The sequence below is a fragment of the Pseudomonas sp. genome (genome assembly GCF_030150285.1).
Lineage (GTDB): Bacteria > Pseudomonadota > Gammaproteobacteria > Pseudomonadales > Pseudomonadaceae > Aquipseudomonas.
In genome coordinates, this window is the sequence record NZ_JASLGE010000012.1 from 1 (window position 1) to 12,076 (window position 12,076).

The 12,076-nt window shown below is 57.6% G+C and carries 15 protein-coding genes; 6 read left to right on the plus strand and 9 right to left on the minus strand.

All coding sequences use genetic code 11. The annotated features are described in order from the left end of the window. Window positions 1-195: 195 nt before the first annotated feature. The 7 genes from Q1W15_RS01590 to Q1W15_RS01620 all read right to left on the minus strand — a co-directional run bounded on the left by Q1W15_RS01590 (window position 196) and on the right by Q1W15_RS01620 (window position 4,127). Complete coding sequence (locus Q1W15_RS01590; RefSeq protein WP_300719837.1) at window positions 196-537, minus strand: HopJ type III effector protein; 342 nt, start codon at window positions 535-537, stop codon at window positions 196-198. Continuing rightward, window positions 530-826, minus strand: coding sequence for a DUF1244 domain-containing protein (locus Q1W15_RS01595; RefSeq protein ID WP_300719838.1), 297 nt, complete (start codon window positions 824-826; stop codon window positions 530-532). The genes Q1W15_RS01590 and Q1W15_RS01595 overlap by 8 nt, the downstream gene beginning before the upstream one ends. 111 nt (window positions 827-937) lie before the next feature. Further along, window positions 938-1,309, minus strand: coding sequence for a dihydroneopterin triphosphate 2'-epimerase (gene folX, locus Q1W15_RS01600; RefSeq protein WP_300719839.1), 372 nt, complete (start codon window positions 1,307-1,309; stop codon window positions 938-940). Further along, window positions 1,309-1,869: a GTP cyclohydrolase I FolE gene (gene folE, locus Q1W15_RS01605; protein WP_300719840.1), complete on the minus strand. Its 561-nt coding sequence runs from the start codon at window positions 1,867-1,869 to the stop codon at window positions 1,309-1,311. The genes folX and folE overlap by 1 nt, the downstream gene beginning before the upstream one ends. 22 nt (window positions 1,870-1,891) lie before the next feature. After that, window positions 1,892-2,602 carry a dihydromonapterin reductase gene (gene folM / locus Q1W15_RS01610; RefSeq protein ID WP_300719841.1) on the minus strand — a complete coding sequence of 237 codons (711 nt, stop codon included), beginning with the start codon at window positions 2,600-2,602 and terminating at the stop codon, window positions 1,892-1,894. A gap of 113 nt (window positions 2,603-2,715) precedes the next feature. Further along, on the minus strand, window positions 2,716-3,285 hold the full coding sequence (locus Q1W15_RS01615; protein ID WP_300719842.1) for an antibiotic biosynthesis monooxygenase: 570 nt from the start codon (window positions 3,283-3,285) through the stop codon (window positions 2,716-2,718). Between the two features lie 236 nt (window positions 3,286-3,521). Next, on the minus strand, window positions 3,522-4,127 hold the full coding sequence (locus Q1W15_RS01620; protein WP_300719843.1) for a hypothetical protein: 606 nt from the start codon (window positions 4,125-4,127) through the stop codon (window positions 3,522-3,524). 155 nt (window positions 4,128-4,282) lie between these two features. Between Q1W15_RS01620 and Q1W15_RS01625 the strand changes: the two genes are divergently transcribed. Both Q1W15_RS01625 and Q1W15_RS01630 read left to right on the plus strand, forming a co-directional pair. Next, window positions 4,283-4,738 carry a flavodoxin gene (locus Q1W15_RS01625; RefSeq protein WP_300719844.1) on the plus strand — a complete coding sequence of 152 codons (456 nt, stop codon included), beginning with the start codon at window positions 4,283-4,285 and terminating at the stop codon, window positions 4,736-4,738. 402 nt (window positions 4,739-5,140) lie between these two features. Continuing rightward, window positions 5,141-5,515, plus strand: a complete 375-nt coding sequence (locus tag Q1W15_RS01630; protein WP_300719845.1) for a hypothetical protein — start codon at window positions 5,141-5,143, stop codon at window positions 5,513-5,515. 11 nt (window positions 5,516-5,526) lie between these two features. On the opposite strand, the gene Q1W15_RS01635 is transcribed toward Q1W15_RS01630, so the two are convergent. Beyond that, window positions 5,527-6,321, minus strand: coding sequence for an IclR family transcriptional regulator (locus Q1W15_RS01635; protein WP_300719846.1), 795 nt, complete (start codon window positions 6,319-6,321; stop codon window positions 5,527-5,529). Between the two features lie 165 nt (window positions 6,322-6,486). On the opposite strand from Q1W15_RS01635, the gene hmgA reads away from it, so the two are divergent. From hmgA to Q1W15_RS01655, 4 genes are all read left to right on the plus strand, one after another. Continuing rightward, on the plus strand, window positions 6,487-7,791 hold the full coding sequence (gene hmgA, locus Q1W15_RS01640) for a homogentisate 1,2-dioxygenase (RefSeq protein WP_300719847.1): 1,305 nt from the start codon (window positions 6,487-6,489) through the stop codon (window positions 7,789-7,791). A 3-nt stretch (window positions 7,792-7,794) separates the two neighbouring features. Then, window positions 7,795-9,099, plus strand: a complete 1,305-nt coding sequence (gene fahA, locus Q1W15_RS01645; RefSeq protein ID WP_300719848.1) for a fumarylacetoacetase — start codon at window positions 7,795-7,797, stop codon at window positions 9,097-9,099. An 11-nt stretch (window positions 9,100-9,110) separates the two neighbouring features. After that, a complete protein-coding gene (gene maiA / locus Q1W15_RS01650) occupies window positions 9,111-9,758 on the plus strand; it encodes a maleylacetoacetate isomerase (protein ID WP_300719849.1) in 648 nt (215 codons plus the stop codon). A gap of 295 nt (window positions 9,759-10,053) precedes the next feature. After that, the gene (locus tag Q1W15_RS01655) at window positions 10,054-11,073 is read left to right on the plus strand and encodes a Glu/Leu/Phe/Val dehydrogenase dimerization domain-containing protein (RefSeq protein WP_300719850.1); all 1,020 of its coding nucleotides are present in this window, start codon (window positions 10,054-10,056) and stop codon (window positions 11,071-11,073) included. 159 nt (window positions 11,074-11,232) lie between these two features. Here Q1W15_RS01655 and Q1W15_RS01660 read toward each other — a convergent pair whose 3' ends face one another. After that, window positions 11,233-11,490, minus strand: coding sequence for a YebG family protein (locus tag Q1W15_RS01660; protein ID WP_300719851.1), 258 nt, complete (start codon window positions 11,488-11,490; stop codon window positions 11,233-11,235). Window positions 11,491-12,076: the final 586 nt, after the last annotated feature.

Sequence of the window (12,076 nt, forward strand, 5' to 3'; positions counted from 1 at the left end):
TGCTAAAGCAACGAACTCTTCTTTCAGGCTCATGGCGTCTCTCGTATTCCAAGGCATGATGGCTCTCCGGCGAAATAAGCTCGCCGAAAAGTGTCCACCATGTCCCCGTACACCCGTCAACCATGTGTCCGGTCTGTACAATCTTAAAAAGATCGCGAGCAATCGAGCCTCGACGGCTGCTCCTGCACCGTGTTGTTAAGCCTTGCGCGTCAGTGGTTGCGAGGCAAAGGTGACGCCTGCCAAGCCGTGGGCAATCAACGCGCGGATGTTGCTGTGGTCGGTGCCTTCAGGCGTGGCCACGACCGAGCGGTAATGTTCGCCAAACGCCAGCAGCGCTTGCTGATCACTCAAGCCTTCCAGCAGCGCCAGGCCCAAGGTTTTGCACGAGCCTTCGTTTTGGCCAGCGGCGCTTTCAACGCCACCATTATTGAAAGCCTGCGGCTGGTAGTCGTAGTGCGCGGCAATAAACGCCAGGGTGTCAGCAAAGGCGTGTTCGCCGCTGTTCAGGCTGGCGCGCAGGGGGGTCAAATCAGTCATGCTTTTTTCCTTGGGAAAACGCCGCCATTTGTTCGGCGCTGGCCTCTTTCTGGTAGAGGGATTTCCATTCGGCATACGGCATGCCGTACACCACTTCACGGGCGTCATCGAGGCTGACATCGATGTGCCGTTCATCGGCCTCGGCCTTGTACCACTTGGATAGGCAATTACGGCAAAAACCCGAGAGGTTCATCAGGTCAATATTTTGTACGTCTTTGCGGCTGTCCAGGTGCGCAACCAAGCGACGGAAAGCGGCAGCTTCGAGTTCAAGGCGTTCTTGGGGCGTCATTTTAGTGCTCGCTGGATTTGGGATAGGGAATGAGGCAGCGACAAGCTTCAAGCCACAAGCTTCAAGTAAAAGCAGGTCTCTCTTGTCGCTTGAAACTAACCGCTTGAAGCTTTAGCGGCCCGCCGCTAGCGTAATCGACACCGACTCAGCAAAGCGCAACGCGTGGGGTTTGTCGACTTCGACTTCGGCGTACCGTACGGCGTCATTCACCATCACCAGGTCCAGTACTTCCTGGGTCAAGCGTTCCAGCAGGGCGAAGCGATTTTCTTCGACGTGCTGAATCACCGCTTTGGTGATGGTGCGGTAATTGAGGGCATGATCGATGTCGTTGTCACGCACGGCTTCTTGGGCGGCATACAGGATGGTGAGGTTGATCAACACATCCTGCTTGTTGAGTATTTCCTCCTCATTGATACCGATGTAAGTGCGCAGGCACAGGTCCTTGACGCGAATACGGGCCATTCCAGGTTGAAGTTGTGGCATTACGACGTGCTCCGTCCAATCAATTGCAAGAACTCCGAGCGGGTGCTTGGCTCGCGAAACGCGCCGAGCATGACCGAGGTGTTCATGGTTGAATTCTGTTTTTCTACGCCCCGCATCATCATGCACATGTGCTTGGCTTCAATCACCACGGCTACGCCAGCCGCTTGGGTGACACCCTGAATGGCATCAGCGATTTCCCGCGTGAGGTTTTCCTGGATCTGCAGGCGGCGGGCAAACATGTCGACGATGCGAGCCACTTTTGACAGGCCCAGTACTTTGCCGGTCGGGATATAAGCCACATGCGCTTTGCCGATAAAAGGTAACAGGTGATGCTCACACAAGGAGTACAGCTCGATATTGGCGACAATCACCATTTCGTCGCTGTCAGAAGCGAACAGGGCACCGTTGACGATCTCTTCGAGGCTCTGGTTATAGCCGTGACACAGGTACTGCATGGCTTTGGCTGCGCGCTTGGGGGTGTCGAGCAGGCCTTCACGGTCAGGGTTTTCGCCCAGACCCACGAGGATCTCGCGGTAGTGCTCTGGCAGGGATGTACTCATGGAAATCTTCCTCGCGGACGGCTTATTTGAGGTGCCGACCGCCGTTGACGGTCAATGTGGTGCCGGTCACATACGGGTTATCCAGCAAGTAGCGCAGGCTTTGATAGATGACCTGAGCACCGGGCTCGATGCCCAAGGCGGACTTGGCCAGTGCCTTGGCGCGATACGTCGCGTCGTCGTCTGGGTTGAACATCAACAGCGCCGGCGCGATGCCGTTGACCTTTATTCGGGGGGCCAGTTTGGCAGCAAACGATAACGTCAGGCTGTCGAGCCCGGCCTTGGTTGCACAGTACGCCATATGATTGCTGCTGCCCTTGCGCGTGACATCATCGCTGATATGGATGATGTCGGCGGGGTCGGATTGCAGCAGTAACCCGCTGCAATGCAAGTTGATCAGGTACGGTGCCAGCATGTGCACACTGAACATGTGGGTAAAGGCGCTGGTTTCAGTGTGCGGGGTTTCGGCCAGCCACGCCGAAGCATTATGGACGATTGCCCGCAAAGCGCCCGTGTGGTCCTTCAGGCGCTGGATAAAATCGAGGATACCGGCTTCAGTCGAAAAATCTGCAAACAGCGCGGTTGCCCCCAGCTTGCGCAAGACCTCTACGCCGGGCTTCTCGCTGCGATAGGTAATGATCACGGGATAGCCATCCGCCAGCAGTTGCTGGGCACAATGCAAACCAATGCGCTGGGCAGCGCCCGTGATCAGAATCGGAGCAGGACTAGAAGGCATGATGGGCTCTGGGTCAAGGAACAGGAGAGCAAAGACGTGATCGTAAAACTATACCAGCGTCTGTTGCGCAACGGCCATGCCTGTGCCGCGTCTCCTGTTGCTGGCTCGCCAGGTCAGTTGCTGTGGGATGCGTTGGCGTTACGCAGGGGTTTGTTCGGTGTGCTGTGTAGCCAGCCGGCCAAAAGACGGGTGGAAAGTGGAATAAACAGATAAACCATCAAGGGTGTCAGGGCCAGGGTGCTGACCAGTACGCGGGGCAGCAACCCCAACTCGCTCAGCAGCGGGCCCAGGGCAGCATTGAACAGTAGCGAAACCGGGAAGAATGCCAGCCAGATGGCCACGGCCTGCTTCCAGCGAGGCGGGCGATGCCCGGTGGTGCCAAACCAGCCATCGATGCCACTGACGCGATGTTCGTAAGGGTGGGCGAACAAGTCGCTGCCGCGCAGTAACCACGCCTTGCGCGATACGGAAAACTCCCAGGCGTGCAGGGTGGTTTCGTCGGCAAAGCGGAAAATAATCTGAAATTCATCGTCGCCCGCAGGCGGGGCCAGAACGCCAGAGCCCAGGTAGCCCGCAAAGTCCGTGGCCAACTGTTCGCCTTCGTGCAACCAGGCAATCAGCTCCTGGTAGCGGCCTTTAGCGACACGGCGTGTAACCATCAACGTGACAGGGGAGGCAGACATTGTGTATCTCCATGAGGCACTGCTGCCCGGGTAGGGCAGGCATAAAACACAGCGCCGGGGTGGTGGGCTGTGTTCTGAAAAGTAAGCAAGGATTGTTCCCGAATAGTCCGCCACCCGCGTTGATAGCTCAATGCTACCCAGTCACGCGCGGCGGTGTAGCCAGATCGGGCGTTCTTTCGCACCAAAAAGGTGCGAAAAAGGAGGGTGCGACCTGATTTGGGCTGCCTTGGCGCTGGTCAGGCGTGCAAGGCCGGATGCTCCAGACGATATTGTTGCAGGATGAACTGACGCAAGCGTTCCGCGTCGTTCTTGTCTCTCTGGCTGAGCCTGTAAGCGTACAGGCCTGTTTCGGTTTTGCGCTCCAGCGTGCCGCGTACGGCAATCGGTTCGTAACCGTCGGGCCTGAACCACCGGGCGAATTGTCGCGGTGGAGGGGCCTCGCTGCGTACATCAATCAACAACCCCTTGAACGACAGTTCGGTGATCCACAGATGCCCGGCTTTGCCGCGACTGTTCTCCAACGCCACCGGGTCAGCCAGTACCAAGCTCCACGGACGGCCCGTTGGCCCATTCTGGAAGATAGTGGGCGCACCCAATTGCAAATGCTGCGTGTGAAATTCGTCTTCAACCAGATGCAGCGGAAAACGCATGTGCTGGTCGGCCACCTTGGCCTGAATCGTGACGTGTTCATCAGCGGCCAGACGGGTCAGCAAGTCACGCAATTGCCACAGGCCTTTAAGCATCAGGCTCGATGAAGCCTCACGCTGATTGGGCGGCGTGTTTTGATGCAAGGTCTGTAGAAAGTCCAACTCGTCCTGAGTCAATAGGGTTTCATGCGGCATGATGTTGCTCGAAAAAAAACCTACACGGTGCAAGTCATAGGGTTATGACCGTCAAACGGTTGGTTTGTTGGAGCCATTCGTCGACCCACCCCACATCCTTAGCGGGGTTCACCTGCTAGTATCCCTGCCTTTTAGTCATTAACAGGATCAGATTGATGAAAGTCGCCATCCTTTCCGGCTCGGTGTACGGCACCGCTGAAGAAGTCGTTCGTCATGCTCAGGCATTGCTCAAAGCGGCGGGTTTTGAGGTGTTTTTCAATGCGCGTGCCACCCTGGCTGACCTTCAGGGCTTTGCCCCCGAAGCGTTGTTGGCGGTGACGTCGACAACCGGTATGGGGGAATTGCCTGACAACCTGATGCCGTTGTACAGCACCCTTCGCGACCAGTTGCCTGCGACCTTGCGCGGCTTGTCCGGTGCAGTGATAGGTTTGGGTGACTCCAGCTATGGCGACACGTTCTGCGCAGGGGGTGAGCAAATGCGTGAGCTGTTCGCAGAGTTGGGGGTGCGTGAGGTGTTGCCGATGCTGCGGCTCGATGCCAGCGAAAGTGTCACGCCCGAAACGGACGCCGAGCCTTGGCTAGCTGACCTCGTGACAGCACTCAAACCCTGAACGGGGCGGCGTGCGGCATATAAAAAAAGCCGCTGAAATTCAGCGGCTAAAGAAGACGTTTATAAGGAGCTACAAATCAACGTCAGGGTAAATTGAGAGTGCAGAGTCGGGGCGACTCAATACACCGACCGGCATCAGCGCTGGTCAATCCGCCAAGAATAGAGGGGCGACGGTGACGGAGTAAGACCGCTTTCAGACAATCTCTGTTACAACTTTGGCAACAGTTGTAGTGTGCACCGACAGCTCTAAACCAGGGCTTTCCTGTGCCCACCGTTCTACCTTAATTATGTAATGCCTGCTCAGGGGGATTGCGCGGTTCAATAGGTCATCGAAAGGTTTTCCCGGCCGAATTTCTCACAGCATGAAGCTGGATAGGCCGGGTGTTATAAAAGGAGTTTTACCTTGAGCATGATCGATAAGAATGGCGATGCCCCAGCGAGTCGAAAACGGGCGGCTGGCGGTACATTCAGCGCGCAAGTGTGCGCATTCCTCAATGAGCGGTTGCAAAAGTATGGCCTTGATTGCGAGCAGCTCTACATTACAACCGTAAACGATGTGGTCGACCCGAGAGTGACGTTTAGCCAGAGTTTATTGGGGCTGGGCAATGACACGCTGGAGTGGGGCAGTGTTCAGACCCATGTCCATGGCCTGACGGGCATTTTCACTGAACTTTGGACATTCGAAGCACAGTACAGCTTCAACAAACTGAGCTTTTATGATGTTGAAAAACTAATGGGCGAGTTATTGGCAGAAGCCCGAAGCCACTGGATGCTCTGACCCATCGGCCATCAGGCCGGCTGATGCCCCATCCGCCAACTGATGGCTTGGCTGGCGGCCAGCAAACGCTTGGCCGCTGGCCCATTTTCGTCTGCATGAAACAGCGATGTGGGCCCCACGACCGTCAGTACACCGGCGAGCTGACCGGTGGCTTCAAACACGGGTGCCGATAGTGCATCAACACCGGGCATCAACAAACCATGCACAAAGTGCAGCCCGCGCTGGCGAATATCGGCACTGATCAGCGCATAGGCCTCGGCGGACCGCGCAGGATCAAGGTCATCGGCTTTCAATTCACGTTCGCGCAATTCGGCGGTTTCGCGGTCAGCCAAAAAGGCGTTGAACACCAGCCCCGTGGAAGAGCTCAGCAACGGCAGTACCGAGCCCAGTTTGGTCACGACCGTAACCGCACGCACGGCGGCTTCAATGTGCACCACTGTCGCGCCCTGATTGCCCCATACCGCCAGAAAGCAGGTTTCGTTCAAGTCGTCACGCAACTCGGCCAAAGGCAGTGCTGCGACTTTCAATACATCCATGCTATTGAGCGCTGCCAGGCCTACGCGCAGCGCCTCGCGGCCTAGCCCGTAATGATTGGTGGCGGCATTTTGCTCGGCAAAACCACTGGCAATCAGCGCCTGCAGGTAGCGATGCACCTTGCTCGCCGGCATCTGCACATGCTCGGCCAAGCGCGACAATGAGGTTGAAGGCGACAGTTCAGCCAAGGCCTTGAGGATGTCGGTTCCAACTTCGGCGGAGCGCACTTTCTGCTTGCCAGTACTGTCGTTGTTACTGCGGGGCTTTTCCATGGAGGCGTCTGGTTCTCGAAGCGAATGGGCGTCTTTATAGCTTGACGCTGCACACCAATCAAATTACGTTATGCGTAATTGAGTTACGATAAAAATAACGCAGTGATACGCCAACTGTCCTCAAGCTGCGCGCAGTCTTCTGCACTCTCCACCTCTGGAGGCTCCATGAACCTCGACTCGCCTGTGTCAGACCTCATGTATCAAGCCGGGTTTGGCAACGAATTCAGCAGTGAAGCGCTGCCCGGCGCTTTGCCGGTTGGCCAGAACTCCCCGCAAAAAGCGCCCTATGGGCTGTATGCCGAATTACTGTCCGGTACCGCGTTCACAATGGCTCGCAGCGAATCGCGGCGCACCTGGATGTACCGGATCATGCCGTCTGCCAATCATCCCGCGTTCGTCAAACTTGAACGACAGCTGAGCGGTGGCCCGCTGGGGCCAGTGACGCCCAACCGCTTGCGCTGGAACCCGCTGCCCATTGCGGATACACCGACCGACTTTATTGATGGCCTGGTGGCGATGGTTGCCAACAGCGGCGCGGAGAAACCTGCAGGCATCAGCGTTTATAGCTACAGCGCCAACACCTCGATGCAGCGTGTGTTCTTCAACGCCGACGGTGAACTGTTGCTGGTGCCCGAGCAAGGCCGCTTACGTATTGCCACGGAGCTGGGCCGCCTGGACATCGGGCCGCTGGAAATTGCCGTGATCCCTCGCGGCCTCAAGTTCCGTGTGGAACTGCTCGACCCGCAGGCCCGTGGCTATGTGGCCGAGAACCATGGTGCGCCGCTGCGCCTTCCGGACCTTGGGCCGATTGGCAGTAACGGCCTGGCTAACCCACGTGATTTTCTGACCCCCGTGGCGCATTACGAAGACCGCCAGCAACCGGTCGCGCTGGTGCAAAAATTCCTGGGAGAGCTGTGGGGCTGCGAACTGGATCATTCGCCCTTGAACGTCGTGGCTTGGCACGGTAACAACGTGCCGTACAAATATGACCTGCGGCTGTTCAATACACTGGGCACCGTCAGCTACGACCATCCCGACCCGTCGATCTTCACCGTATTGACTTCACCGACCAGCGTGCCGGGGCTGGCCAACCTCGATTTTGTGATTTTCCCACCCCGCTGGATGGTGGCTGAAAACACCTTCCGTCCACCGTGGTTCCATCGCAACCTGATGAACGAGTTCATGGGCCTGATCCAGGGCAGTTACGACGCCAAGGCCGAAGGCTTCCTGCCAGGCGGTGCGTCGTTGCACAGTTGCATGAGCGCCCACGGGCCGGACGGGGAAACCTGTACCAAAGCCATTGCGGCCGACCTGCAGCCGAGCAAGATCGACAACACAATGGCTTTTATGTTTGAAACCAGCCAAGTGTTGCGTCCTACCCGTTTTGCGCTGGAGTGCCCACAACTGCAACCCGCCTACGATGCTTGTTGGGCCTCGTTGCCCACGACTTTTACCCCGAATCGGAGATAACCCATGACCCAGTCCACTCTTGCCCATAGCTGGATCGCCTCCGCCAACGGCCATGCCGATTTCCCCCTGCAAAACTTGCCGATGGGCATTTTCAGTCAGCAAGGTTCAGCCCCGCGCAGCGGCGTGGCGATTGGCGAGCATATCTTTGATCTGGAGGCCGCGTTGGCCGCCGGTTTATTCGAGGGCGAGGCCAAAGTGGCCGTAGAAGCGTCTCTGGGGGGAACCTTGAACGCCTTCTTCGCGCTGGGGCGCAGCGCCCGCGTCGCCCTGCGCGAGCGCTTGCAGGCATTGTTGAGTGAAGGCAGCACCTTGCGCGGCAAAATCGAGGCTCAAGGCGCAAGGTTGCTGCCATTGGCGGCAGATTGCCAGTTGCACCTGCCGGCCAAAATCGGTGATTACACCGATTTTTATGTCGGCATTGAGCACGCCAAAAACGTGGGCAAACTGTTTCGCCCCGATAACCCGTTGCTGCCTAACTATAAATATGTGCCGATTGGTTACCACGGCCGCGCCTCGACAGTCCGCCCATCGGGTGTTGATGTGCGCCGCCCCAAAGGCCAGACCTTGCCCGCCGGGCAAACCGAACCGACCTTTGGCCCATGCGCGCGTCTGGACTACGAACTTGAACTGGGCATCTGGATCGGTCAGGGCAATGACATGGGCGACGCGATTCCCGTGAGCGAAGCGGGTGAGCACATCGCCGGTTTCTGCCTGCTTAACGACTGGTCAGCCCGTGATATCCAGGCTTGGGAATATCAGCCGCTGGGGCCGTTCCTCTCCAAAAGCTTTATCACCAGTATCTCGCCTTGGGTGGTGACGGCTGAGGCGCTTGAGCCGTTCCGCCGTGCTCAGCCGGCTCGTCCTCAGGGTGATCCGCAGCCGCTGGCGTACCTGCTGGATGCCAAGGACCAGGCTCAGGGGGCGTTGGACATCGAATTGGAAGTGCTGCTGTTAACTGAGTCGATGCGCGAACAAAACCTGCCTGCCCACCGCTTGGGGTTGAGCAACAGCCTGAATATGTACTGGACGGCTGCGCAACTGGTGGCGCATCACAGCGTCAATGGCTGCCAGTTACAGGGCGGTGATCTGTTTGGCTCGGGCACGTTGTCGGGCCCTGATCGTACCCAGCTGGGTAGCCTGCTGGAAATCACCGAGGGCGGTAAACACCCGATCGAACTGGCGTCCGGTGAGGTGCGCAAGTTCCTTGAAGACGGCGATGAAATCATCCTGCGTGCCCGTTGTGCCCGTGAAGGCTACGCCTCCATCGGGTTTGGGGAATGCCGCGGTAGGGTTGTTTCGGCACGTTAAGGGAGCGAGTGATGGAACTCTTTACCTACTATCGCTCTACGTCCTCTTACCGGGTGCGGATCGCGCTGGCGCTGAAAGGCCTGGAGTACCAGGCCGTGCCGGTCAATCTGATTGCCCCTGACGGTGGTGAGCACCGTCAGGCCGCTTACCTGGCGATCAACCCGCAGGGCCGGGTGCCGGCCTTGCGCACCGATGAGGGAGGGGTGCTGAGCCAATCGCCAGCGATCATCGAGTATCTGGAGGAACGCTACCCCCAGGTGCCTCTGTTGTCGACTGACCTGCTTGCGCGCGCACATGAACGGGCAGTCGCGTCCTTGATTGCCTGCGATATGCATCCGTTGCACAACGTCAGCGTGCTAAACCGGCTGCGTCAGTTGGGGCAGGACGAGGCACAGGTCATACAGTGGATCACCCAGTGGATTAGTCAGGGTCTGGAAGCCGTTGAAGCGATGATCGGCGACAGCGGCTATTGCTTCGGTGCGAGCCCTGGCCTGGCGGATGTTTACCTGATTCCCCAGGCGTATGCCGCTGAGCGGTTCAATGTGTCGTTGGCACCTTTTCCCCGCATTGCCCGCGTGGTCAGCCTGGCGCAGCAGCACCCGGCCTTTATCACGGCACACCCGGCGAACCAGCCCGATACACCGCCACGGGTTAACTGAGCACTCACGAGCCAGCTCGCTATTGTAGGGCCGAGCTTGCTCGCGATGTTTTAAAGGTCAAAAGATCACGAGCAAGCTCGTTCCTACAGGCTTTGCTGCGTGAGGCCGGCGTGGTTTAAGGGCCCGTTTAGATTAAAAGCGCGTAGGCCCGAGCTTGCTCGCGATCTTTTGATCGTTTCAGAGCGATTGGAACCCACACTCAAACGGACGATTTAGATTTATTCCTGCATGCTTCGACGACTTTTCGGGTGACGCCTATACTGGCCGTTACCCGCCACCCTTCGAGGCCCTCGTGATGTTTGCACTCATGCAAAGCGCTCATGTGGAGTCGCTGCACCTCAGTGTTGACCCCGTTACGGGCCTCAAAGCCGTGATTGCCATTCATAGCAGTCGTCTGGGGCCAGCATTGGGCGGGTGCCGTTACCTGGCGTACCCCAACGACGAAAGTGCAGTAAACGATGCTATCCGCCTGGCTCAAGACATGAGCTACAAAGCCGCGCTGGCAGGTTTGGCGGTGGGCGGTGCCAAAGCCGTCATCATGCGTGCGGCGCATGTTGAAAGCCGCGCGGCGCTGTTTGAAGCTTTTGGCCGATGCATTGAACAGCTCGACGGCCGATATATCACCGCGATCGATAGCGGCACTTCAACAGCAGACATGGACTGCATCGCCCAACATACCCGGCACGTCACCAGTACCACCGCCGCGGGTGACCCTTCGCCGCACACGGCAATGGGGGTGTTTGCCGGCATTCGCAGCACGGCGTCTGCGCGTTTGGGCAGCGATAACCTTGAGGGGCTGCGGGTGGCAATCCAGGGCTTGGGTAAAGTCGGGTTTGCCCTGGCCGAGCAATTGCACGCAGCAGGGGCCGAGTTATTGGTGTGCGACACCGACCCCGGTAAAGTGCGTCTGGCCATGGAGCAATTGGGCGCTCACCCGGTCGCCTGCGAAGCCTTGCTTAGCACCCCGTGCGATATTTTGGCCCCCTGTGGCTTGGGTGGCGTGCTCAACTGGCACAGTGTGGCGCAACTGCGCTGCTCGGCCGTGGCCGGTTGCGCCAATAACCAGTTGACCAACTTGCAAGTGGCCGACCAATTGGAGCGCCGGGGCATTCTGTATGCCCCCGATTATGTCATTAACTCCGGGGGCTTGATTTACATGGCGCTGACTCATCAGGGTGCCTGCGCCGAAGCCACTCATCAGCAGTTGTTACGTATCAGCGAGCGGTTGACGGGTATTTACGCCCATGCGCAAGCCGAGAAGCGTTCACCGGCACGGGTGTCAGATGAGTTGGCGCAGCGGTTGCTGTATTCGTAGAGGGAAGGGCGTGTGCTGGGGCTTGCCAGGGTGCCGCCTTGAAATGCGCCACCCTGCTGCCGGGTCACTCATGGCCCGGCACCCAAGCCGCCAAGCCGCTCTGCAGAACCTTCACTCGCCTGTGGAAAGGGCGGTTTGAGTCGCGGTGGCGGACTGTGATTATTCGCTGTCGACCAGCAGTTCGGACAGAGCGTCCGGTTGGCTCTTGAAGGCTTTGGCAAAAATGTCGCGATTTTTAGCCATATAGATACCGGCTTCTTCGACCTGCTTTTCGCTTAGCGAGGGCACTGCTTTTTGCAGCACTTCAGAGAGCAACTCTGCCAGCTCCAGCATTTTGTCATGACGATCAGCTTCGGCTTTATCCATGAACAAACGCTCCAGATCTCGGCTGCTGCGGTATACCACTTCGACGGCCATTTACCACCTCATATGCCTTCACGTAATTTAGTGTGTGATGACTGTGTTTATATACAGCTAAAAGGATAAGCCAATCCCCGGGGTTTGGATAGCGGCTTTTTTACTTTAGCGGCAAACGGTGGAGGAAGTGTCTCATCGCCACTCCATCTCATCTTATGGCGATAGCTGGCCTTTTTTCTGCATGTAAAAAGCGTCATGTCCATTGCGGATGATCAGTTTGAGTCGGTTCAGGGTGCTGCATCGTGAGAGTGAGTAAAGCTGAAAAGCTACGGCACCGGGCTCATGAACTGGCCTAGTCGATGGGCAACCTGTTCGTCGAAACCCTCCGCGTCTAGCCTTGCTGGGCAGCGGTGATGGATTTTGTGCAGAGGGTGGAGAAGGGCACTCTCTGCCCTGGATTGGGGGGTGATGGTCGTGGGGTATTTTCAGACCCGCCCATCGGTTACTAGGCTCTGTACGAAATGTATCTGCGCTCGGTTATGCGGCGTTGAAAACAGGCTCGGAATGCTCATTTACAACCCGTAAACTCCGCTTCCTCGCCTGTTTTCGCCTTGCCTAACCTTCGCTCGAAAACATTTCGTACAGA